The sequence below is a fragment of the Ferranicluibacter rubi genome (assembly GCF_011603255.1).
Classification (GTDB): domain Bacteria; phylum Pseudomonadota; class Alphaproteobacteria; order Rhizobiales; family Rhizobiaceae; genus Ferranicluibacter; species Ferranicluibacter rubi.
Genome location: NZ_JAANCM010000003.1, coordinates 171,985 through 194,824 on the forward strand (window position 1 = coordinate 171,985; position 22,840 = coordinate 194,824).

Consider the following 22,840-nt stretch of genomic DNA (forward strand, 5'->3'; position numbering starts at 1 on the left):
GCTCAGCGATCCTGCGAGAAGCGGGGATTGAGGGCATCGTTCAACCCGTCGCCGATGAGATTGAGAGCGAGCACGGTGAAGACGATGGCGAGCCCCGGCAAAGCGGTCAGATACCAGGCGGTTCGCACGAGCTCGCGGCCGGTGCCGATCATCGAACCCCAGCTGACGACGTTGGGATCGCCCAGGCCCATGAAGGACAGAGCAGACTCCATCAGAATGGCTGTCGCCACCATGACCGACGACGTGACGATGATAGGCGGCAGCGCATTCGGCAGGATCTCGTGGAAGATGATGCGGCCATGGCCGTAGCCGAGGCTGCGGGCCGCCACGACGAAATCCTTCTCTCGGATCGCGCGGAACTCGGCCCGCGTCAGCCGCGCCACCGTCGGCCAGGAAATGATGGCGATCGCCAGCGTCACGGTCGTTGCAGAGGGCTGGGCGATCGCGACCAAGACGACGAGCAGCACGAAACTCGGCAATGTCTGGAAGATCTCGATCAGCCGCACGAGGACATCATCGACCCAGCCGCCGAAGTAGCCTGCCGTTGCTCCGACCAGCACGCCGAATGTCAGGCCGAGCACCGTCGCGAACAGACCGACGAACAGCGAGATGCGCGCGCCGTGCAGGATGCCGGCCAGCACGTCCCGGCCGAGCCCGTCCGTCCCGAGGGGATAGGCCGGGTCCTGTCCCGGCCAGAGAAACGGACGGGCGACCATGGACAGGGGGTCTTCGGGATAGAGGATCGGCGCGGCGAGAGCGACGAGGATGACGAAGGCGAGAAAACCGGCCCCGAACAGAGCGTTCGGGTTCGTCAGGAACACCGTCAGCGCCCGCCGGCCATTCGTGATTGCGACCGTCGCACTCTGCTGGGAGCGAGCGTCCGGCGCCTTCATGTTGGACCATGCCGGGCCGTCGGCCGCAGCGCCGGTTGCCGCAGCCTCCTGCGCGGCTGCGGCCTGCCGCTCGGCGGCACGATCGCGTATGTTTACGGCATCGGCGATGGACATCAGCGTGCTCCGATACGAGGGTCGACCCAGGCGTGGAGGAGATCCACGGCGGCGTTGGCGGCGATCACGAGAAGCGAGGAGAGAAGCAGGATGCCGAGCAGGACGGTGAAGTCGCGCGCCATGACGGCTTCGAAGGCGAGCCGGCCGAGGCCCGGCCAGCTGTAGACGGTTTCCACCACCACCGCGCCGCCCAGCATGCCGCCGACATGCATGCCGGCCATGGTCGTGATGGGAATCAGCGCGTTGCGCAGGATGTGACGGGACGTCACGCGAAACGGCGTCAGGCCTTTTGCATAGGCGGTGCGAACGAAATCCTGGTTCTTCACCTCGAGCATCGAAGCCCGCGTCAGCCGCGCGTAGATCGCCACGTAGAACAAGGCGAGCGAGGTTGCCGGCAGCACCATGTAGCGCGCCGTGTCGAGCAGTGCCGGAAGACCGGTCAATCGAGACCCGATCGTGCCGGCGCCGCCGCTCGGCAGCCAGCCGAGCTTGACCGAGAAGAGGACGATCAGCATCAGGCCGATCCAGAAGCTGGGGATGGAATAGAACAGCAGCGAGACGATCGACAGCAGGCGGTCCGGGATACGGCCCGCGAACGCCGCCATCAGCGCGCCGAGGACGATGCCGAGCAGGATGGCGATCGCCAGCGCCGAGACCATCAGCGTCAGCGTACCGGGAAGCCGCTGGCCGATCAGCTCGGCGACCGGCATGCCGTAGCGCGGCGAAAATCCTAAGCTGAAATGCGCCAGATTGTTGAGATAGTCCCCGAGCTGCACGAGAACGGGATTGTCGAGGCCGAAGCGTGAGCGGAGCGCCGCGACGCTTTCCGTCGTCGCCGACCCCGCCTCGCCGGCCATCACATCGGCCGCATCGCCGGGTGCAAGCTGGAGCAGGAAGAAGTTCAGGACGATGATTCCGAGCAGCGTCGGGATCGCGTGCAGCAGCGTGCGTCGCAATGTTCGCACGGTTCTCAGCAGCGCTGCCATCGTCCTCCACCTTTCAGGTTCGAGCCTTCCGCTTGTGCGGACCAATCCATCCGGAAGCGAGGGAACGCGCCATCCGTCCAATTAGTAGTTGACCAAATCTGTAGTCTTTGTCAAACGTAGCGACGGAAAATTGCCCCCGATATCGGCGGTTTTTAATAATGACGTTTTCAGTATCGGCCGGATATAGGTCTGAAATAGAATATTCGTCTATTTATTGCGCTATACGGGAGATGAATATCTGCGGTTCGGGCGGACGAGAGAAAAGCCATTGCCTGTTTTGAGCAGGCGGAAAACGGACGCCACAGGAGGGCAGCATGACCATTCAGAACGCCATTTCCCAGATCTGGTATACACGCTGCCCTGTCCCGACCCCGGTCGGGCTCGCCTCGCAACTCGGTCTGCTGGAGGAAACCTTCGCCCGGGAGGGGATCGCGCTTCGCTCCATCATCGACAGCAAGGATCGGGACGTCCGATCCAGCCATTTCACGCATCACCTCGACTATTCCTTCCGCCACGGCGGGAACGTACCTCCGATCCGGGCGCGCTCGGAAGGCAATCCGACCCGGCTCGTCGGCATCACCTGGACGGACGAGTTTCAGGCGATCATCACCCTGTCCGGCTCCGGCATCGAGACGACCCGGGACCTCGTCGGTCGTCGGTTCGGCGTCCCCCGCCGGCCGCCGGGCATCGTCGATTTCATGGCGACGACGGCGCTGAAGGGCCTCGTCTCGGCGCTCTCGCTGGAGGGACTCGGTCCCCACGAGGTCGATATCGTCGATATCGCCATTCAAGGCTCGGTGCTCGACGATCGCGAAGGCCCGCAGCTCTACGGCCTTCGCAACCGGCAGGCCTACGGGCCGGAAATCGCCGCCCTGCTGCGCGGCGAGGTCGATGCCATCTATGTCAAGGGAACGCCCGGCATCAGCGTCGCCAATCTCTTTGCGACCCGCACGGTGACCGAGTTCGGCTTTCACCCCGATCCCAAAATCCGCATCAATTCCGGCTCACCGCGCATCCTGACCGTCGATGAAAGGCTGGCCGAGGACCGGCCGGATCTCGTCGCCCGCCTCCTTGAGACCCTGCAGCGCGCCGGCGCCTGGGCGGAAAGCCATCCGGACGAGGTGCGCCGCTTCGTTGCCCGCGAGGTCGGGGCTTCCGAAGAGGTCGTCGCGTCCGCCAACGGGCCGGACCTGCACCGGCATCTCGGCATCGGGCTCGAGCCGGAGCTGGTCGATGCCATCGGCCACTACAAGGATTTCCTGTACGCATGGGGGTTCCTCGCCGCTGACTTCGATATCGGCGACTGGGTCGATCGCCGGCCCTGGGCCCTGCTCGAAACGCGTGCCGTCGCCTGATCGGAGAGCTTCATGACCACGTCCGGAGATTTTGCGGCGGTGATCGCCACGGCCGAAGCGCTCGGACAGCGCTTTGCACTGACCGCGCGGCATTATGACGAAACCGGCGAATTTCCCTTCGCCAATTTCGACGCGCTGCACGAGGCCGGGCTTCTGGGTCTCGTGACCGCGGTCGAGCACGGTGGCCTCGGCGGTGGATTGACGGAAGCGCTGGCGGTCATATCCGCCATCGCCCGCGGCGAGCCGTCCACCGCACTGGTCCTCTCGATGCACTACAACCAGCACTATTCGCTCCGCGTTTCCGGCCAATGGCCGAAGCATCTGGTCGAGCGGGTAACGAAGGCCAACCGGGACGGTGTCGCCCTCATCAACGCCGCGCAGGTGGAGCCCCGCGTCGGGTCTCCCTCGCATGGCGCGCTGCCCGAGACCATTGCGCGGCGCGTGGGTGACGCGTGGCGGATCACCGGACACAAGACCTATGCGACCGGCATTCCGCTTCTGCGATGGGTCTCGGTTCTCGCCGTGACCGACGAGCCGGAACCACGCCTCGGCTCCTTCCTGGTGCCGACGGATGCCGATGGCATCCGCGTGGAGAAGACTTGGAACGCCACCGGCATGCGCGCGACCAACAGCGACGATCTGATCCTCGATGATGTGGCGATTCCTCTGGACGATGCGCTGGATCTTGCGCCGGCCGGAGAAGGCCTGAAGCGCGACGAACGCGTGGGCGCTTGGTATTTCACGCTCGTACCGGCCATCTATGACGGTGCTGCGCGCGGTGCACGCGACTGGTTGATCGACTTTGCAACGAGCAGGGCTCCCGCGAGCCTTGGCGCTCCGCTTTCGACGGTTCCACGCATTCAGGATGGCATCGGCCAGATCGAGGCCTGGCTGACGGTCAATCGCCGCCTGCTCCGCTCGATCGCGGAGGATTTCGATGCCGGGCGGCCGTTCGGGCCGGATGCGGCGGCCGTAAAACACACGGTCATCGAAAACGCCGTTGCCGCAACCACGCTGGCACTGGAACTCGGCGGCAATCCCGGCATCAACCGTGACAACCCGCTGGAGCGACATCACCGCGACGCGCTTTCCGGCAGGGCGCACGCCCCGCAGAACAACCTGATTCGCACCATGCTCGCCAAGGCCGCACTCGGCCGGCATGCCGCTGCCCCGGCCGTTCCCATCGAGCCGGTGCCGGTCCGCCCCCGGCTCCAGCCCCGTCTCGCCATCGTCAGCCGCTAGCCCCAACCACGAGCCCGCGCCGCTCGCCAAAAGGAGCCTGCCCATGTCCTCCCTCGCCTCCGTCTGGTACACGCGCTGCCCGGCGCCGACGCCCCTCTCGATCGCCCACCAGCTTGGCTGGATCGACCGGTCTTTCCAGGCCGCCGGCGTTGCCGTGCGCTCGATCCGCGACAGCAAGGACCCGGCTGTTCGGCAGAGCCATTTCACCCATGCGCTCGATTACGCGTTCCGCCAGGGCGGCAATATCCCGCCGATCTCCGCGCGTTCCGGTGGGCGCGAGACCCGTGTCGTCGGCATCACCACGACCGACGAATTCCAGGCGATCATCGCCCTCCCCGCGTCAGGCATCAGAACCGGCGCCGACCTCAAGGGCCGCCGTATCGGCGTGCCGCGCAAGTTGGATCAGACGATCATCGATTTCCAGCGCGCGACCGCGTTGAAGGGCATCGTCTCCGCCTTGTCGCTGGAAGGAATCGGTCACGGGGATGTCGAACTCGTCCACCTCGACAGTGCGGAGCCCACCCTGATCGAGCGGGGCAACGACGCGTTTCTCGGCTTAAAACGCCGCTATCCCTATGGCGACGAGCTTTTGGCGCTCGCGCGCGGCGATATCGACGCCTTCTTCGTCAAAGGGGCAGAAGGCCTCGTGCTTGCCAACCAAATCAGCGCCATCGTCGTCTCCGAATTCGGCTTCCACACGGACGCCAAAATCCGCATCAACAACGGCACGCCGCGTCCGCTGACGGTCGACAAGCGTTTCCTTGACGACCATTTCGACCTGGTCACGGATCTCGTCCAGACGGTTCACGGCGTGGCCGCTTGGGCGCAAAGCAACCCGGATCAGGCCGTTCGTTTCATCGCCAACGAGATCGGCGTCGGCGAAGATGCGATCCGGGCGGCCAACGGCCCCGACGTGCACAAGCACCTGACGCTCTCGCTCGATGACGAGCAGGTCGACGCATTCGGCCATTTCAAGGATTTTCTGCTCGAATGGGGCTTCATCCCGGCAGATTTCGATGTGATCGAATGGATCGATAGCCGGCCTCTCGAAGCGGCACACCGCCGCCTTGCTGCATGAGCCCGATTCTCGTCACCGGTGCGACCGGCAGGCTGGGTCAGTTGATCGTCGAGCGGCTTCTCGCGCAGCAGCGGCCCGTCCGTGTCCTGACGCGCCGGCCGGATACGGCACGCAAGCTGTTCGGGGCCGCGGTCGAGGTGGCGAGCGGCGCGTTTGCCGACCGGAGATCGCTTGAGACCGCCCTTCGCGGCATTGCCACCGTGCTTCTTCTTTCACCGATCGGTGAACGGCTGGTCTCAGACCAGACTGCGGTTGTGGATGCCGCGCTGGCAGCCGGCGTCCGGCGCATCGTCAAGATTTCCGGATCGGACTGGACGATCGAACCTCCCGGACGATCGATCTCCGGTGATGCTCACGCTGCCGTCGAGCGGCATCTCGGCCGCCTGCCGCTGGAGCATGTGTCCCTGAGGCCGAACGCGTGGATGCAGGTGTCGCTTGCCAACACCCTTCGGCAAGTGCTTGCCGGCGGTCCGGTAACGGCGGTGAATCTCGACGCCGGCGTCGGCTACATCGATGCGCGCGATATCGCCGACGTCGCGGTGCACCTCCTTCTGGCCGATCGGATAGCCGGGGGGCCGTTGAACCTGACGGGACCGGCCGCCAAGACACCTCGGCAGATCGCGGATCTCCTCGCCACCGCGCTCGGGCGCCAAGTGGAAGCGGTGGAACACCAGCCTCCACCCCTGCTCCCGGGTGCCGGTTTCGAACAGCGCGCCGTGGCGCAATTCGCAACGCTGATTGCCGCCGGCCATGCGGCGGTGGCGACGGATGTGGTCCGGTCGCTTCTTGCCCGACCGCCGCGCAGCGTCGAAGCCTTCCTCTCGGACCAGCTAAGCGCAGAAGCGGTCCTCGCCCCGACCGCCGATATCGCGCCATGAGCCTCAAACACAGCAACCCTTGAGGAACCAAGGCTATGTACCTCGTCATCTTCGGTGCCTCCGGCAACATCGGCAGCCATCTTCGCAAGGAGGCCTTGGCGCGCGGGCACCACGTCACGGCCGTCACGCACGTATCCGACATCGAACCGGCGGAGCGGCTGACGGTCGTCAAGGCCGATATCGCGGACGCCGCTGCGGTGGCGAAGATTGTGGCCGGTCATGACGCCGTGATCAGCGCCTACAGCCCCGGCCTGCGCCGCATCTCCGCGGAAGAGGCCGCCGAACGGATCGGTGAGGCGCATGAGGCGCTTTTTGAGGGCGTCAAACGAGCCGGCGTGCGCCGCCTCATCCTCGTCGGTGGCGTCGGCAGCCTGGAGGCGAGCCCCGGCGTCGACGTCGTGGACAGCGAGTTCTATCCCGCAGACCACAAGGCGCACACGCTGCGCAACCGTGACATCCTGAAAAGCCTGAAGCGCGGCGATCACGATCTCGACTGGACCTATGTGTCGCCGCCGCTCGCCATTCAGGCGGGCGAACGCACCGGCACGTTCCGGCTGGGGGAAGACCGTCTGCTGCGCGACGGCAACGGCGACAGCCGCATCTCGGAAGCCGATTTCGCCATCGCCATTCTCGACGAACTCGAAAACGGCCAGTTCATCCGCCGGCGCTTCACGGCCGCTTACTAGGCCCGGCCGCCTGCCGACCGGCCCGTCGTTCCCAAGGATACAAGACTCATGACCATCACGCAGCGCAAGCTCAACCTCAATGTCGGCATCAATACGACCGGCTACCTCGGCCATGCCTGGCCGTACCGCACCGGTACCCGGCACGATATCAACGATCCCGCATATTACCGGCGCCTGACCGAGCTTGCCCACAAGGGCCTGTTCGATGCTGTGTTCTTCTCCGACCATCCGGCCCTGATGACGGATCCCGAGGGGCGGCCCTTCCATACGATCGATCCGTTGATCCTCTGTACGGCGCTTGCCGCCCAGGTGCCGGATATCGGTTTCGTGGCCACCATGTCCTCGACCTATAATTCGCCCTACAATCTTGCCCGGCGCACCCAGTCGACCGACATCGTTTCGGGTGGCCGGCTGATCATCAACATCGTCTCCTCGTTCAACCCCAACGTTGCCGCCAATTTCGGCTCCGAGCCTCTGCCGCAGCGCCACGAACGCTATGCCAAGGCCTCCGAGTTTCTCGACGTCGCCAAGAAGCTCTGGGCGAGCTGGGATCCCGCCCGGGAGGGCGACGTGCCGGAAGGCCGGTTCTGGGATGCGACGAGCGCCCACACGATCGATCATGACGGCACCTATTTCACCGTCAAAGGGCCGCTCAACGTGCCGGTCGGGCCGCAAGGCCACCCCGTGATCGCTCAGGCGGGTGCTTCGGAAGGGGGTATCGACCTTGCGGCACGGCATGGCGAGATCATCTACTGCAACATCCTGTCCCGTCCGGCTGGCCGCGCCTTCGGCGAGAAGGTCAGGGACAGGGCAAGGGCGTTCGGACGCGATCCCGCCAGCATCCGCATCGTTCCCGGTCTCGTGGCGATCGTCGGCGAGACACGTGCCGAAGCGCTCCGCAAGCACGAGCTTTTCAGCGGTGCCGGCTCGGAGGACGGGCTGATCGCCCGCTTTATCCGAGAGAACGGCATCGATCCCGCCGGCTTCGATCCGGATGCCATTCTCGATGCAGAGCGGTTCATTCCGGATCCCAACCGCCTGCTGGCGGTCGGCATGGGGCTGGGCCTGCTCGATCTCCTGACCCACGAAAAGCTGACGGCGCGACAGGTCGTCCGACGCTCGGAAGGCCACCACCGACTGGTGATCGGCACGCCGGACGAGGTGGCCGATCAGATCATCGATCTCTGGGCCGACGGTACCGTCGACGGTTACACGCTGCAGCCGCCCCGGGCGCCGGATGATATCGAGGAGTTCGTCGCGAAGGTCGTGCCTATCCTGCAGGATCGAGGTGTCTATCGAACGCGGTATGAGGAATCGACGATCCGCGAGCGGTACGGCCTGCCGTTTCCAGAGGGCACAACACGTCCCGCCGATCGTCCGGCGCTATCCCGGTTGGCTTGAGGCTCTGCGCTTCCGTGTCTGAGGCACAACCTGTCGGCCTATCCGGCGTCGAGGCGTCCCCGTGCGCGATCTTCAAGGGTGCTTTACGTCAGTCCAACGTGTCGCTTTGGCGCCTGCATGGCCCGCATCGCCACTGAACGAGCCGTTTGACAAAGAGAGTGGCTGATTTCAGTAGATTGCTGTAAGCTTTCGCCATGAACAGAGCGGACGCCATTGCGAAGCTTCAGCGACATGCAGATGCCGTGAAAGGCATGGGGGCAACCGCTTTGTATCTTTTCGGCTCTACGCTACGCAACGAGGCGCACATATCAAGCGATCTCGACGTGTTTATCGATTACGATTCGACTAAACGTTTCTCTCTGCTTGATCTGGTCGGCATCAAACAGTTCCTAGAGGAAGAGCTTGCGATGGAGGTGGATGTCACCACGCGCAACAGTCTTCACCCCATGCTGCGGACAGATATCGAACGCTCGGCCGTCAAGGTTTTCTGATGGGCAGAAGCAGGATGGGGCCAGTTCTGGCGGAAATGCTCGAGGCTATTGAAGGCATCGAACGTCACACCGTTCGCAAATCTCTCATCGAGTTTGAACGCGACTGGCTGCTGCGTCTTGGCGTTCAGCGGGCGTTGGAAATCATATCGGAAGCCTCACGTCACATTCCCGATGACGTATTGACTGCCGAGCCGGAGGTGCCATGGAAAAACATCCGCGGCATCGGCAACATCCTACGTCACGAGTATCACAAAATCGCCGACGATGTGATTTGGGTGGTTGTGACTGAGAATATCCTTCCATTGAAGGCGGCTGTCAAAGCTATTCAACAGCGGATTGGCGAAGAAGGTTAGTTACCTCGGGCGATATGTCGCCTCGAATTTTTCACCATTCTTTAGCCAGATCCCCTTTCAATACCGCCACTCGTGATTGCCCGCGCATGTCTCGGAAGAATGCATACGGCAATGACTCCGGGCATCGCCCATGCCGCCGCCCCAATCACCGGTATGTTCCGGACGTTATCGGACAACACAAGGGCCGCCTAGCGGCTTGAAACATCCCGGGCACCCGCGTCCCGGAATGCGGCCTGCGCTTTGTCGACATCCTCAAGCGCCAGATCGACGGACACCTGAAGCTGACCTTCGAGCGCTGCATCCGTTCGAACGCCGTCCCCTTCCCGGTTCTCGACGTCGCCACCCGATGGCTGCGTCCCGGCGGTATTGTCCGACCCGGTTGCTTCGACGAAGACGTCGCTCCGGTCGATGCCATATTGCTGGACGAGATGTTCGATGGCGCGATCGGCAGCCTCGCGCGTGTCGAAGGTCGCGATGAGGGTTTTCACATTGTCGTTTGACATGCATCGTCTCCTGTTGCGTCACGAGCAACGAAGGGCGACCCCTATGGTTCCGTCGGATCGGCGAGGCCTCCCTGCGCCTGCCGTTCGTCCTGGAAGCGATCCTGTAAGAGTGATGCCGTCTCTCCCGGTGCTCCTCCGTCGAAATCATGCAGCCGAGACCCGGAAAGATGTTGCAGGTCTGTACCATCATCAGGACAGTCTTCTGCGCGCCTTCTACTCTTTCTGCGTGTCAATCCGAAGCAGTACAATAGCCGCAGCTATCCAACGCAGGACATGCCGCAATCTGCATTGGCGCAATCCGAGGGATAAATTCATGAGGTCTTAAGTAAACGTCACAGTACACAATCGCACGAACAAGGCGGAACATTCGGTATGGGAACGTGTTTCCAATCCGAGACCTGAAACATGGTCTGGAATAGAGGACCCACACATGAAGAAGCTTTTTCTCGCTACGGCTATTCTTGCCGTTTCTGCGTTCGGCGTAAATGCCCAGACCACACCGGCACCGTCGGCAAATGGCGACACACCGGCCGTCGCAACACCGGACTCGGGCAATTCGACGGCGCCTGTCGAAGGCGCGAACTCGTTCACCGAGGCTCAGGCCAAGGAGCGCATCGAGGCAGCAGGCTATACGGAACTCGATGGCCTGATGCTCGACGACAAGGGTATCTGGCAGGCGAAGGCCATGAAGGACGGGAAATCGGCAGCGGTTTCCATGGACTATCAGGGCAACATCGTCTCGAAATAACAAGCGCGCTTGCGCTGGAAGGCAATGATCATGAAGACTGTAACAGGACTGTTCGACGACTATAGCGATGCAAGCGCCGCCGTGAGCGCGCTGGAAGCCCGTGGCATCCATTCCGACAACATCAGCATCGTATCCAACAATGCAGACGGCCGCTACAAGGATGGCGACCACGACAGCAACGCTGCCGAAGGTGCCGGAACCGGCGCCGGCATCGGTGCCGTGGTCGGCGGTGCAGGCGGGCTCCTGACGGGCCTCGGCATCATGGCCATCCCAGGCGTCGGACCGGTCGTCGCGGCCGGCTGGCTCGCCGCAACGGCGCTTGGCGCGGTTGCCGGTGCCGCAGCCGGTGGTGCGACGGGCGGCCTGATCGGTGCTCTCACATCCTCAGGTGTCGACGAAGATCATGCGCATGTCTACGCCGAAGGCGTTCGTCGCGGCGGCACGCTCGTCACGGCCAAGGTCGAGGACGACCTTCACGCCGAAGCCGAAGCGATCCTCAAGAAGTCGAACTGGGTCGATCCCGTCGAGCGGCGTAACGCCTATTCGCAGCAGGGCTGGACGAAGTTCGACGATACGGCTGCTCCCTATGGCGCGACCGAAGTCGAAGAAGAGCGCGCACGCTATCCGCGTCGCACGCTGTAACGAACCGCCGCAGATCATATGCAAAGGGCCGGAGCAATCCGGCCCTTTCGCTGTGCGAACCAAAGATAATCCGTCCGTGGAAGAGCGACAGGCCTGTGCGGCGTTGGGTATTGTCGTCAGAACGCCTTGCGTTCGACGAGATCGCTCTCTATTTCATCCCTATACCAAAAAGCTCAAGGCTTATGCTCGCTTTGCGAGGCAATGGCCCTGTGCGCATCGTTCCCAAAGGATATTTCATGACCAATATCGAAAAGCCGTACGAGCCCGTTTCGTTTGCCAAGAAGCACCGGATTTCCGTGGAAGACGCCACCGCCATCCTGAAGCAGGCTGAAGGCAACAAGAAGCTCGCCGACAAAGAGGGCCGCCGGGTCGCCGTTTGAGCGGATCCTGGCGCATTGTTCTGCCGGCCCTATAATTCCGGCGATGGGTCGCATTTCCGATAACGGCCTACGACGCGTTCAGTGACAAGCGCAAGCGCGCTTTCTACTGCGATACCGACATGTAGCGGCTGAGAATTTCCGAAATGTCGGTATCTTCCTCGCGGTCATCGACCTTCGCCCGGTCTTCAACGGCGTGAAGATGATGGTCCATGATCCTGCAGGCAGCGGCCTGGTTTTGATTCTTCAGTGCATATCGATTGCCGCGAGCCCGAATTCCTCGTCTGCGACGAGCCGACGTCGGCGCTCGACGTCTCGGTACAGGCCCAGATCCTCAATCTGATGCGCGGGCTGCAAGACAGGCTCGGCCTTACCTACCTCTTCATCAGCCACAACCTCGCCGTCGTGCGCCATATGGCGGATAGGATCGCCGTGATGTATCTTGGCCGGATCATCGAGGAGGCCGATACGGAAGCGCTGTTTGCCAACCCGCAGCATACCTATACGCGGCTGCTGTTGCAGACGATCCCGGATGTCCGCGCGCCAAACCGCGACCGGGCCCTGATGGGCGGCGAGCCGCCGAGCCCGCTTGATCCGCCGAAGGGCTGCACCTTCCATCCGCGGTGTCCGATCGCGACCGAGCTTTGTAGCCGGGAAGCGCCGGAGCCTGTCAAACGTGCCGATGGCGGTCGCGTCGCATGCCACTTTCCGCAGCTGAGCCCCGAACAGCACGCCCTCTGACCGTATCCGGAACCGGGAGACCCCATGACACGCTCCGAAACACTCTTTACCCATGCCAGGCTGATGGATGGCACGCTGTGCGACATCGCCGTCGCCGACGGGCGCATCACCGCGATTTCCGCTGTCGGCACGCTTTCGCGCGTTGCCGACAGCATCGATATCGCCGGTGCGCTGCTGGTGCCGGCCTTCGTCGAGGGGCATATCCACCTCGATACCAGCCTCTACGGCGACCGGTGGATTCCGCATCGTCCGTGCACGGATGGATTCGATGTGCATGAGCGGGTCGCATTCCAGGCAGAGAACATGGCCTCGGCCGCGCCGATGGACAAACGTGCCCGCGATCAGCTCGACCTCTGCATCGCGAGCGGCTCTTTGCAGATGCGCAGTCATGTGATGGTCGATGGTTCGGTCGGGCTGAAATCGCTCGAGACGATCCTCGCCGTGCGCGAGGATTACAAGGATCTCATCGACATCCAGCTCGTCGCCTTCCCACAGTCCGGCATTCTTAAAAGCCCCGGCACGCCGGAGCTGCTGGACGCAGCACTCGGCCTCGGCGCGGACCTTATCGGCGGGCTCGACCCTGCGAGCTTCGACCGGGATGTGAATGGCCATCTCGACGTCGTCTTCGGTCTTGCCGAAAAGCACGGTGTCGATATCGACATTCACCTGCATGATGCAGGCTCGATGGGTGCCTTCACCATCGAGGAGATCTGCGCGCGCACGGCAGCGCTCGGCATGCAGGGGCACGTCACCGTCAGCCACGCCTACGGTCTCGGCGATCTCGCGCCCGATCCGGCGCGCCGGCTGGCGGCGAAAATCGCGAAGGCTGGGGTGGCCATCATGACCAACGCGCCCGGCAATCATGTCTTCCCACCCGTGGCGCTCCTGCGCGGCGAAGGCGTCACGGTCTTCAGCGGCAGCGACAATATCCGCGATTCCTGGTGGCCCTATGGCGATGGGGACATGCTGCGCCGTGCCGAAATCATCGGCTACCGCTCCGGCTTCTACACGGACGCGGAGCTTGCCGCCGCCTTCGACGTGGTCACAACGGCTGGTGCAAAGGCGCTGCGTCTGGAGGGCTACGGCGTCGAGATCGGCGCCAAGGCCGATTTCGTCACGCTGGACGCCGCCCACATCCCCCTTGCCGTCGTTTCTGTGCCGAAGGGGCGTCGCGTGTTCAAGGCCGGACGGCTCGTCGCGCAGGATGGGACGGTGCTGCGGTAGGCTCGCCGGTTTCGATGTCGCGATTTGCCCCGACGAGCGTCATCTTCCGCAAGAATCGAGGGTGACAGCCGGAGATATCATGAGTAAAGGAGTTAGGTATGAGAAAGCCTGGAATGCGATGACGACATCGGCTTGATGGCCGATGAAACGGTGCGTTCGCAGAACCGAGGTCGCAAGAGCGAATGACGAACATCGAAGTCCGCCATCAGGTCTATGTCGCCCAACGTCCGGCACTCGTTGCGTATGCATCGCGCATTCTCGGCTCCCGCGACACCGCCGAAGACATCGTTCAGGATGCCTTCCTCAGGTTCATGCCGGCGAATGCGCAGGAGACCTCGTCGGGACAGCTGGTCTCCTATCTCTACCGGATCGTCCGCAATCTCGCCTTCGATGTCATGAAACGGCAGAAGCTCGAAGCAAGGGAAAGCGTCGATCCACCCTACTGGACGGTGCCGTCCCGTCATCCGACGCCGGAGGATATCGTTGCCGCATCGGACGAATTGCGGCTGATCGAAAGGTTGCTCGAGGACTTGCCTCTGGAAACCCGGATCGCGCTCGAAATGCACCGGTTCGGCGGCTATACGCTGAGCGACATCGCGGCACATCTGGGCATATCCGTTGCGACGGTGCATCGGCACGTCCGAACTGGGATGGTTCGTCTCGCCTCCGGCCTCGCCTCGTGAGCGTGTGATTCAACCGTAAGCCATGAAAAATTATTGCCTCCTGCTCGTCTTTGCTAGACGACGTGCATCCTGCACGAGGCAACAGCCAGCGACGAGACGCTTCGATGGGCGCTCCTCTGTCGATCGGGATGCTGCGGTCATAGGAACTTCGCAACGGTGAAAACGAACCCACCTTTTCCGGAAGCAACGCTCGGCGAAGCCACGGACTGGTTCCTGGAGATGCGGAACCGTCCTGATTGTCTTGAGACGCAGGCCGCCTTCCAGCAGTGGCTGTCGGCGTCCGAGGAGAACGCGGCTGCGTGGCGCCAGGTGGAGAAGACCTGGGCGCTGCTCGGCGAAACCCGCCCAGTTCACGCCGCGGACTGGGAAACGGCTGCAACGGGCACAGCGGCGGTCGTGCCTTTCACTGCGAAACGGTCCGAACCGCGTCGAAACCGGCTGGCCGGCGCCGCCCTGCTGGCGGTGGCGGCTTGCGCTGTGGCATTTCTGGCGGGCCCCACTCTTCTCCTGCACCTGCGCGCGGACGAAGTGACGGCGTCGGGAGAAAGCCGGCGCGTCGTGCTTGCCGATGGAACGACGGTGGATATGAGCGGTGGAACCGCCTTTACAGTGACGATCGACAAGCAGGAGCGCCATGTCGAACTGCTGAAGGGCGAAGCCTTCTTCGACGTCGCGCATGATGCGGGCCGGCCTTTCACCGTCGATACCGACGGCGTCACCGTGACGGTTCTCGGCACCGCCTTCGACCTGCAGACCGGGGAGCAGGATACGACCGTGGAGCTTGCGCGCGGATCGGTCGCCATCTCCTATGACGGGGAGAGCCAGCGCAGCACGTTCGAACTCTCCCCCGGCGAGACCGCAGCAATCGACCGGGAGACCGGAACGGCGATCCGGGGAAAGGCCGATATCGAGGAGATGGGCGCCTGGCGAAGCGGCAAGCTCTCCGTCGACAACGTCACCATCGCCAGCGCCATCGAGCGCATCCAGCGCTATCACCCGGCCTGGATCACGATCGCTGACGGCACGCTCGGCTCTCTCCGCGTGACCGGCCTCTACGATCTGCGCGATCCCGATCGTGCGCTGAATGCGCTGGTCCGCCCCTTCGGCGGCAAGGTGCGGGCCGTCACGCCCTATGCCCGCATCGTCTCGCGCTACTGAGTGATTTTCGCAGAAAAGATCGGTTCTCGGCACGATTGTCCGAAAAACGTCGATCGGGGTGAGAAAAAACGCAACGTCGATCGTCTTAGAAAGGATGCGCGTGCCGTGGCCATGCTCTGACAGAGAGACGAGAGTAAGAATGCGTTCGCCGAGATGCCGACAGAAAGTCGCAGATCTGAAGATCAGCAGCCGCAGGCTTTTCAGCCTGCTTGCCACGACTGCGACGGTGGGGCTGGTTACCCTTGCAGCGGCAGAGGGATCGCCGGTCGCGGCGCAGACGGTCGAGGCGAAGCATGCGTTTTCCATTGCCGCGCAGCCGCTTTCTCAAGCTTTGAAGACCTTCGGCCGGCAATCCGGCCTGCAGATCACGCTGGCGGCGGAAACGACGCGCGGCGTGCAGGCCCGCCCCGTCAGCGGACAGCTGACCGCGCGGCAGGCACTGGCCGAGCTGCTTGCCGGCACCGGGATTTCCTACGACATCGCTGAGGGTACCGCGACCGTGGGTGGGCTTGGCGGTGCAAACACCGATGGCGGCATCGTCGCGGGCAACGGTGCGACGGTCCTTGCGCCGATCACCGTCTTTGGCGTCGGCACGACCGGGCCCGGCCAGATCACCATTTCGAGCAAGGAGCTGGAACAGAAGAACCCGGCCAGCATTGCCGATGTCTTCGAGGGCGAGCCGGGCGTCTCGGTCGGCAGCTCGCTTCCCATGTCGCAGAAGGTTTATGTCCACGGCATCGAGGAGACCAATCTGGCCGTAACCATCGATGGCAGCCGGCAGAACAACAAGGTCTTTCACCACTCGGCCACCAACCTCATCGATCCCAGCCTCCTCAAGACCGTCAACGTCGATGCGGGCGTTGCGCCGGCTGATGCCGGGCCGGGGGCGCTTGGCGGCGCCATCGCCTATGTGACGAAGGATGCGCGCGACCTTCTCGACGGGGATGGCTATGGCGGCTTCGTCAGCTCCAGCTACAATTTCAACAGCGATACGGTGGTCACGGGGCTCTCGGGCTATACCATGAAGGACGGGCTGGAGGCGCTCGGCACTTTTACCTTCGGCAAGGGCAACGAATTCCATGCCGGCAATGGCGACGAAGTGCTCGGCACCGGCACGGACCTGATCAGCGGCATCGGCAAGCTCGCCTACACGTTCGACAGCGGCGACCGGATCTCGATCAGCCATGATCGCCTGCGCGATGATGCCGAACGACCCTTCCGCGCCAATGCAGGTTTTATCGAAGGCCGCCCGCCGTGGGAGCCGCGGGTTCGCGACTACGCCCTGGAGCGGCAGAACACGGTCTTCACCTATTTCGACAGCACGCCGGAAGGCTGGTGGGACCCGAAGGTCATTCTGGCCTATAGCCGCACGAGCGTGGAAACGAAGATTTATCTCCGGCCCACACTCAATATTCCGCCCTATGACGGGGTCGGCGAGACCGGCAGCCTCAACGGTAAGGTCCAGAACACCTTCGCGCTCGCCAACGGCACTATCGTCGCCGGCATCGACGTCTACGACGACAAGGCGGAGCTCGACGATCTCTTCGATTCCGCGACGGAGAAAGCGCGCGACATCGGCATCTATGCCCAAGCGCGCATCGAGCCGTGGGAGAAAACCCGCCTTTCGCTGGGCGCACGCGGCGACCAGCAGTGGTTTACCGGCACGACGGGCGAGACATGGGATCATTCCGGCCTCAGCGGCAATATGTCCGGCGAATACGACCTGATCGAGGACACGCTGACGGCCAAGGCCGGCTATTCCCGCGTCTGGGCTGGCATTCCGCTGGCCGAGAACTTCATCATGAATCCCAACTGGGATTATGGCGACGGTCCCGATCCGGTTCGCTCGAACAATGCCAATCTCGGCCTTGCGGCGACATTCAACGATGTCACCATCGAAGGCAGCATCTTCCGCACGAATATCGATAAAGCCAGAGCCTCTCGCTACGCCGTGCCGCTCGGCGTGCAACAGCGTGACGTGACATCGAAGGGCTTCGAGATCGGCGCCGGGTACAGCTGGGATGCAAGCTCGGTGAAGGTCAAATATGCCGATATCGACGTCGAGATCGACGGCCAGCCGGCGGATTCCGAGCTTGGCAGCTACCTTGCGGCACCCGCCGGGCAGATCTTCACCCTCACGGCCATCCACACCTTCGTGGACCTGGGCGTGACCCTCGGTGCCGATGCGGAATTGGCGCTCGACTACGACGATGTCGCGCCCGGCAGTAGGCCCTATGAGGGATATCAGGTGTTCAACGCCTTCCTCGAATACAAGCCACCGACCAAGCCGAACCTGACCTTGCGTGCTGACATCAAGAACGTCTTCGACGAGACCTACGCCGACCGCGCCACCTACGGGCAGGAATTCGGCACCGTAACCCCCCTCTACGAACAGGGGCGGACCTTCATTCTCACCGCAAAGGCCACGTTCTAGGCCCGCACGACGACACTGGCGGCGGGCATGCTCCGCCGCTGCATCCGCCAAAACAGGAGTCCGCCAATGCTCGAAGCGACAAGCCGGTTTGAAACGAACGAGGGGCAGAAGTACCTCGTGCAGTTGTGCAAGCATTTCGCCCACAAGATCGACGTCGATCAAGTGGGCGACCGGGGCGAGCTGCGGTTCTCCTGCGGCACGGGTTTTCTCGCAGCGAGCACCGAGGGCCTCGACATCCGCGTTCGCTCTCCCGACGATCGGAGTCTGGGCGAGACGAAGGCCGTGATCGAAAGCCACCTCCTGCGTTTCGCCTTTCGCGAGCCGTTCGGGGCCCTCCTATGGACACCGGCAGCGTGAGAACCGGACAAAGAGGATGAACGGCATGAACGTTTCCCGACATCGCAGAGCCTGGTGGCTCATCGCCATCGCCCTGACCCTGCTGCCAGCCGGGCTCGCCCGGGCGACCGATATGCAGACGGCAGCGGGCATCGTGCCGGTTGCCGAGCGTCCCGGCAAAATCGCCGTGTTCGACATTGCGGCCGTCGATACGCTCGACAGCATTGGCGTCGAGATCGCCGGACTTCCGAGCAATCTCTATCTGCCGGAACTGCAGGCGCTCGCACGAAAGGCCGTTTCCGTCGGCACGATCTTCGAGCCCGATCTCGAGGCCCTGAGCGCGCTGCAACCGGATCTCATCATTCTCGGCGGCCGCTCGTCACCGAAGCGGGCAGCGACCGAGCAGGTCGCGCCGAGCATCGACATGACGATGGATGGCGACGATCTTCTCGATCAGGCGAAGGGTCGGCTGGCCGCCTATGGCGCTCTCTTCGGCAAGCAGGCGGAGGCTGGCAAGGTCGAGGCGGAGCTGGATGCGGCCGTGGCGCGGGCGAAAGCGGCCGTCGCAGGCAAGGGCCGTGCCCTGATCATCATGACCAACGGCCCCAAGGTCACCGCCTATGGCATGGGCTCGCGGTTCGGCTGGCTCCACAGGTCGCTCGACCTCACCCCGGCGGTGAGCGACGTCGATGCGGCCATTCACGGGGAAGCCGTCTCCTTCGAATTCATCCGCGCCGCCAATCCGGACTGGCTCCTCGTGATCGACCGGGCAGCGGCCATCGGCTCGCAGGACCAGAACGCGCGGGCGACGCTCGACAATGCACTCGTCGCCAAGACGACGGCATGGGCGAAGGGCCAGGTCATCTACCTACCGGCCGGGGATTTCTACATTGCAGCCGGCGGTACGCGATCGATGATCCGGGTTTTCGACGCGATCACCCAGGGCTTCACGAAGAGCCCATGAAAGCAGAATGGCGCAAACGCATCACCTTGCCCAGGGTGGCCGCGGCCGCGGCCCTCGTCGTGCTGGTCTGTCTCAGCCTCCTCATCGGTGCCGATACCCTGTCGCCGACGCAGCTTGCGAGCGATCCTGAAGCGCTGGAACTGCTGCTGGCCAGCCGCCTGCCGCGCACGCTTGCAGCCCTTCTTACAGGTTCGGCGCTCGCCATTGCCGGGTTGATCATGCAGGCGCTGGTGCGAAATCGTTTCGTCGAGCCCTCCACGGCTGGGACGGCGCAGAGCGCCGCGCTCGGTATCCTCCTGATGACGCTCGTCTTTCCCGCGGCCTCCCTCGGCGTCAAGATGATCGGCGCAACCGCGCTCGCTCTTCTCGGCACCTCCGTCTTCATGGCCACGGCCGACCGGCTGCCGGTCACGCAGCCGCATCTCGTACCACTGTTCGGCCTCGTCTACGGCGGCGTCATCGGCGCCGTCGTCACCTTCGTCGGTTGGCAGACGGATCTCCTGCAGTTCATCGACATCTGGACGAATGGTGAGTTCTCCGGCGTCGTTCGCGGCCGCTACGAGTTTCTCTGGGGCGCCGGTATCATGGTCGTCCTCTCCTGGTGGATCGCCGACAGGCTCACCGTTCTGTCGCTCGGCCGGGAGGCCAGCATCGGCCTCGGGCTCGATTACGCCTGGACCCTGCGTCTCGGCCTTCTCGTCGTCTCCGTCATCGCCGCGCTCACGGTGTCCGTCGTCGGCATCATCCCCTTCGTCGGGCTCGTGGTGCCCAATATCGTCTCACGGGTCATCGGCGACAATCTGCGCGCGTCCATTCCCTGGACGGCGCTTTCCGGAGCCCTGCTGGTGCTGGGTTGCGACATCGTCGGCCGGCTGATCCGCTACCCCTACGAGATCCCGGTCGCGACCGTCATGGGCGTCGTCGGCGCGCTGCTGTTCCTGAAGCTGATGCGCCTGCGTCCGTCCCATGCATAAGCGCCGCCTCGTCCTTCTGGCCGTCCTTGCGGTTGTCTCAGTCGCGGCCTTCCTGACCCTCGGCCTGCGGGGAAACCTTGCCTTCGTGCTGCAGATCCGTGCGGTGAAGCTGCTCGCGCTCGTGCAGGTGGCCGTGTCCGTGGCATTGTCCACCGTCCTGTTCCAGACCGTTACCGCCAACCGAATTCTCACGCCCTCCATCATGGGCCTCGATGCGCTCTATCTTTTCGGACAGGCGCTTCTCGTCTTTCTCCTCGGTGGCCTCGGCTACGCGGCGATCGGGGGCGGCTGGAAGTTTGCGGCCGAAGTCCTCATCATGATTGCTCTTGCCGCCGTCCTGTTGCGCCCCCTGCTCACCGCGCGTCTCGACATGAGCCTCCTGCTTCTGACAGGCGTCACCATCGGCCTTCTGTTCCGCAGCCTGTCGCAACTCCTGTTCCGCCTGCTCGATCCCAACGCCTTCGCCGTGGTGCAGGCGGCCAGCTTTGCCAATTTCAATGCCCTGCGCGCCGACCTCACCATCATCGGCAGCGTCGTGACTTTTGCCGCCGCGGCTCTTTGCTGGCACCTGCGGCACAGGCTCGATGTCGTGGCGCTCGGCCGCGAAGCCGCCATCGGGCTCGGTATCGACTGGTCGCGGACAGCGGCGCTCCTGCTCCTCGTCGTCGCGCTTCTGGTCGCGGTGTCCACGGCCCTCGTCGGGCCGGTCGCCTTCTTCGGCCTGCTGGTGGCGGCCCTTGCCGAGCGTATCCTCGGCACAAGGCGGCATGCCGTCCTCTTGCCCGCCGCCGCTCTCGTCGCGATCATCCTTCTGGTCGGCGGCCAGGCGATCTTCCAGCATCTGCTGGGCAGCGCCTCGACGCTCGGCGTCGTCATCGAATTTGCCGGCGGCATTGCCTTCCTTCTTCTGCTCTATCTGGGAAGCCGGACGTGATCCTCATCGAAGACCTATCCCTCGCCCATGGCGGCACGCCGATCCTCAGGGACATCAACCTGACGATCGATCGCGGCGGCATCGTTGCGCTCGTCGGGCCGAACGGCGCGGGAAAGTCGAGCCTCCTGTCGCTGATCGCGCGCCTGCGCCCTCTGCAGACCGGCCGCGTCGTCATCGACGATCTGCCGGTGACAACGACGCCCGGCCGGGAGCTTGCCCGACGGATGGCGATCCTGCGCCAGGACGGGGTATTCGCCGGCCGCCTGACCGTGCGCGAACTCGTGAGCCTCGGCCGCTTTCCCCACAGTCAGGGCCGCTCGACGCCGCAGGACAGGGCGCGCGTCGAGGAGGCGCTGGCGCAGTTCGGCGTGGCGGATCTCGCCGAACGTTTTCTCGAGACGCTGTCAGGCGGTCAACGCCAGCGCGCCCTTGTCGCCATGACCTTCTGCCAGGGCACGGACTACCTGCTGCTCGACGAGCCGCTCAACAACCTCGACATGTTCCATGCGCGCCACCTGATGCAGAGCCTGCGGCGCATGGCGGACGAGGAAGATCGCACGGCCATCATCGTCCTCCACGACATCAATCAGGCCGCCGCCTATGCAGACCGGATCATCGCGATGCGGGACGGCCGTGTCGTCGCGGACGGCACGCCGCAGGACGTGCTGACGCCCGATACGCTTGCCGAGATCTTCGGCTACCGCATGCAGGTGACGCAGATCGGAGGGAAACCCCTCGTGCTGCACCACTTGTGACGCGAGGACCGGGAGAACCCACGCGTCACAGGTGGTGCCACAAAAGCGACCATTCCCCACGCTACGGGTCGCCCCGCAACGAGGAACCCATGATGCGCTTGTCTCTGCTGACCCTTGCCATCCTGATGACGGCGACCGCCGTTCATGCGTCGTCCGACGACGCCTGGGCGAAGCTCAACCTCAAGATCGCGGAGACCTGTGCGGCGGCGAGCGGGCTGAAGCATGCGCATGTCTCGGAGATCATCCAGTTCGACGATACGCTCGGCAAAGTGGCGACGCTGGTCAGCGGCGTCTTTCCACAAAAGGCGCTGAAGGGCGCGCATGGCAAGATGCTCTGCATCTTCGACAAAACCTCGGGCAAGGCCTGGATCGACGAGGCCAAGGGCTGGAGCGCCCCCGACCTGCGCTGATGCCTCGCCGATCCCCTGATCTCACCCCAACGATGCGGACGCAAGCCTCTCCGAAAGTCCGTGTCGTAAGACTCGACCAACAGAAGGACTATCCCCCATGAAAGCTGTCACCCTGTCGCTCGCCGCTCTCGGATTCATCGGTCTGCCCGCAGCGTCGCAGGCTGCCGACCAGGATTTTACGCTGACCTACCATGTCGAGCGCATTCCAGCGGCGAAGCTCAGTATCGACACCTGCGGTAGCGTCGTCTCGGAGGTTGCGGAAAAGGCGGGCCTCGGCGCCGCTCTCCAGAGCTTCCCGGGCCAACTCGTAACCGTTCAGGGTGGCACATCCGGCAGCGGCGCCTTCGTCGTGCAGTGCATCGCGGTCGATGCGACGACGGTGGCCGTGGTGCAGGGGTTCGATTACCAGAGCACAAAGGGTCCTCTGGGCGATGCCGCCGACCAGATGATTGCGGCTTTGAAAGCAGAGGCGGAGTAGGC

At 63.7% G+C, this 22,840-nt stretch carries 25 protein-coding genes and 1 pseudogene; 23 read left to right on the forward strand and 3 right to left on the reverse strand.

The features are described from left to right. Window positions 1-2 precede the first annotated feature (2 nt). Together G8E10_RS07410 and G8E10_RS07415 are read right to left on the reverse strand one after the other, a co-directional pair. Complete coding sequence (locus G8E10_RS07410) at window positions 3-1,007, reverse strand: ABC transporter permease (RefSeq protein ID WP_110802361.1); 1,005 nt, start codon at window positions 1,005-1,007, stop codon at window positions 3-5. Further along, window positions 1,007-1,993 carry an ABC transporter permease gene (locus G8E10_RS07415; protein ID WP_110802358.1) on the reverse strand — a complete coding sequence of 329 codons (987 nt, stop codon included), beginning with the start codon at window positions 1,991-1,993 and terminating at the stop codon, window positions 1,007-1,009. Before G8E10_RS07415 ends, G8E10_RS07410 begins: the two co-directional genes overlap by 1 nt. Window positions 1,994-2,307: 314 nt before the next feature. Here G8E10_RS07415 and G8E10_RS07420 point away from each other — a divergent pair, with 314 nt between their 5' ends. The 8 genes from G8E10_RS07420 (at window position 2,308) to G8E10_RS07455 (ending at window position 9,477) form a co-directional block, all read left to right on the forward strand. Further along, entirely contained in the window at window positions 2,308-3,348 is a 1,041-nt protein-coding gene (locus G8E10_RS07420) for an ABC transporter substrate-binding protein (RefSeq protein ID WP_110802356.1), read from the forward strand. A gap of 12 nt (window positions 3,349-3,360) precedes the next feature. Next, window positions 3,361-4,590 carry an acyl-CoA dehydrogenase family protein gene (locus G8E10_RS07425; RefSeq protein WP_110802355.1) on the forward strand — a complete coding sequence of 410 codons (1,230 nt, stop codon included), beginning with the start codon at window positions 3,361-3,363 and terminating at the stop codon, window positions 4,588-4,590. Between the two features lie 43 nt (window positions 4,591-4,633). Further along, window positions 4,634-5,668, forward strand: coding sequence for an ABC transporter substrate-binding protein (locus G8E10_RS07430; protein ID WP_110802353.1), 1,035 nt, complete (start codon window positions 4,634-4,636; stop codon window positions 5,666-5,668). Beyond that, window positions 5,665-6,546: an NmrA family NAD(P)-binding protein gene (locus G8E10_RS07435; protein WP_110802351.1), complete on the forward strand. Its 882-nt coding sequence runs from the start codon at window positions 5,665-5,667 to the stop codon at window positions 6,544-6,546. Before G8E10_RS07430 ends, G8E10_RS07435 begins: the two co-directional genes overlap by 4 nt. Window positions 6,547-6,581: 35 nt before the next feature. After that, on the forward strand, window positions 6,582-7,232 hold the full coding sequence (locus G8E10_RS07440; RefSeq protein WP_110802349.1) for an NAD(P)-dependent oxidoreductase: 651 nt from the start codon (window positions 6,582-6,584) through the stop codon (window positions 7,230-7,232). 48 nt (window positions 7,233-7,280) lie between these two features. Further along, window positions 7,281-8,633 (forward strand): NtaA/DmoA family FMN-dependent monooxygenase, encoded by a 1,353-nt coding sequence (locus tag G8E10_RS07445; protein ID WP_110802347.1) that lies wholly within the window; start codon window positions 7,281-7,283, stop codon window positions 8,631-8,633. A 194-nt stretch (window positions 8,634-8,827) separates the two neighbouring features. Further along, window positions 8,828-9,124: a nucleotidyltransferase family protein gene (locus G8E10_RS07450; RefSeq protein ID WP_110802345.1), complete on the forward strand. Its 297-nt coding sequence runs from the start codon at window positions 8,828-8,830 to the stop codon at window positions 9,122-9,124. Window positions 9,125-9,138: 14 nt separating this feature from the next. Next, on the forward strand, window positions 9,139-9,477 hold the full coding sequence (locus G8E10_RS07455; protein ID WP_281517462.1) for a HepT-like ribonuclease domain-containing protein: 339 nt from the start codon (window positions 9,139-9,141) through the stop codon (window positions 9,475-9,477). 188 nt (window positions 9,478-9,665) lie between these two features. Here G8E10_RS07455 and G8E10_RS07460 read toward each other — a convergent pair whose 3' ends face one another. Continuing rightward, window positions 9,666-9,980 carry a hypothetical protein gene (locus G8E10_RS07460; protein WP_110802341.1) on the reverse strand — a complete coding sequence of 105 codons (315 nt, stop codon included), beginning with the start codon at window positions 9,978-9,980 and terminating at the stop codon, window positions 9,666-9,668. A gap of 430 nt (window positions 9,981-10,410) precedes the next feature. On the opposite strand from G8E10_RS07460, the gene G8E10_RS07465 reads away from it, so the two are divergent. The 15 genes and pseudogenes from G8E10_RS07465 to G8E10_RS07540 all read left to right on the forward strand — a co-directional run bounded on the left by G8E10_RS07465 (window position 10,411) and on the right by G8E10_RS07540 (window position 22,838). Next, window positions 10,411-10,728 carry a PepSY domain-containing protein gene (locus G8E10_RS07465; RefSeq protein WP_110802338.1) on the forward strand — a complete coding sequence of 106 codons (318 nt, stop codon included), beginning with the start codon at window positions 10,411-10,413 and terminating at the stop codon, window positions 10,726-10,728. Between the two features lie 30 nt (window positions 10,729-10,758). After that, the gene (locus tag G8E10_RS07470) at window positions 10,759-11,370 is read left to right on the forward strand and encodes a general stress protein (RefSeq protein ID WP_110802549.1); all 612 of its coding nucleotides are present in this window, start codon (window positions 10,759-10,761) and stop codon (window positions 11,368-11,370) included. Window positions 11,371-11,606: 236 nt separating this feature from the next. Then, window positions 11,607-11,750 carry a hypothetical protein gene (locus G8E10_RS07475; protein WP_165910627.1) on the forward strand — a complete coding sequence of 48 codons (144 nt, stop codon included), beginning with the start codon at window positions 11,607-11,609 and terminating at the stop codon, window positions 11,748-11,750. Between the two features lie 264 nt (window positions 11,751-12,014). Further along, a pseudogene (locus G8E10_RS07485) lies at window positions 12,015-12,488 on the forward strand (oligopeptide/dipeptide ABC transporter ATP-binding protein); the annotation flags it as partial. Window positions 12,489-12,512: 24 nt separating this feature from the next. Next, window positions 12,513-13,712 carry an amidohydrolase family protein gene (locus G8E10_RS07490; RefSeq protein WP_110802336.1) on the forward strand — a complete coding sequence of 400 codons (1,200 nt, stop codon included), beginning with the start codon at window positions 12,513-12,515 and terminating at the stop codon, window positions 13,710-13,712. Between the two features lie 182 nt (window positions 13,713-13,894). Beyond that, window positions 13,895-14,395 (forward strand): RNA polymerase sigma factor, encoded by a 501-nt coding sequence (locus tag G8E10_RS07495; protein WP_110802335.1) that lies wholly within the window; start codon window positions 13,895-13,897, stop codon window positions 14,393-14,395. Window positions 14,396-14,551: 156 nt separating this feature from the next. Then, a complete protein-coding gene (locus G8E10_RS07500) occupies window positions 14,552-15,553 on the forward strand; it encodes a FecR family protein (protein ID WP_110802333.1) in 1,002 nt (333 codons plus the stop codon). Window positions 15,554-15,692: 139 nt separating this feature from the next. Next, the gene (locus tag G8E10_RS07505) at window positions 15,693-17,987 is read left to right on the forward strand and encodes a TonB-dependent receptor (protein ID WP_110802331.1); all 2,295 of its coding nucleotides are present in this window, start codon (window positions 15,693-15,695) and stop codon (window positions 17,985-17,987) included. 66 nt (window positions 17,988-18,053) lie between these two features. Further along, window positions 18,054-18,344, forward strand: coding sequence for a DUF2218 domain-containing protein (locus G8E10_RS07510; protein WP_110802330.1), 291 nt, complete (start codon window positions 18,054-18,056; stop codon window positions 18,342-18,344). A gap of 25 nt (window positions 18,345-18,369) precedes the next feature. Then, complete coding sequence (locus G8E10_RS07515; protein ID WP_110802547.1) at window positions 18,370-19,287, forward strand: siderophore ABC transporter substrate-binding protein; 918 nt, start codon at window positions 18,370-18,372, stop codon at window positions 19,285-19,287. Further along, entirely contained in the window at window positions 19,284-20,261 is a 978-nt protein-coding gene (locus G8E10_RS07520; RefSeq protein ID WP_110802328.1) for an ABC transporter permease, read from the forward strand. The genes G8E10_RS07515 and G8E10_RS07520 overlap by 4 nt, the downstream gene beginning before the upstream one ends. Beyond that, complete coding sequence (locus G8E10_RS07525; protein WP_110802326.1) at window positions 20,254-21,195, forward strand: iron chelate uptake ABC transporter family permease subunit; 942 nt, start codon at window positions 20,254-20,256, stop codon at window positions 21,193-21,195. Before G8E10_RS07520 ends, G8E10_RS07525 begins: the two co-directional genes overlap by 8 nt. After that, a complete protein-coding gene (locus tag G8E10_RS07530; RefSeq protein WP_110802324.1) occupies window positions 21,192-21,950 on the forward strand; it encodes an iron ABC transporter ATP-binding protein in 759 nt (252 codons plus the stop codon). Before G8E10_RS07525 ends, G8E10_RS07530 begins: the two co-directional genes overlap by 4 nt. A gap of 89 nt (window positions 21,951-22,039) precedes the next feature. Further along, complete coding sequence (locus G8E10_RS07535; protein ID WP_110802322.1) at window positions 22,040-22,360, forward strand: hypothetical protein; 321 nt, start codon at window positions 22,040-22,042, stop codon at window positions 22,358-22,360. A gap of 97 nt (window positions 22,361-22,457) precedes the next feature. Beyond that, window positions 22,458-22,838: a DUF6180 family protein gene (locus G8E10_RS07540; protein ID WP_110802320.1), complete on the forward strand. Its 381-nt coding sequence runs from the start codon at window positions 22,458-22,460 to the stop codon at window positions 22,836-22,838. Window positions 22,839-22,840: the final 2 nt, after the last annotated feature.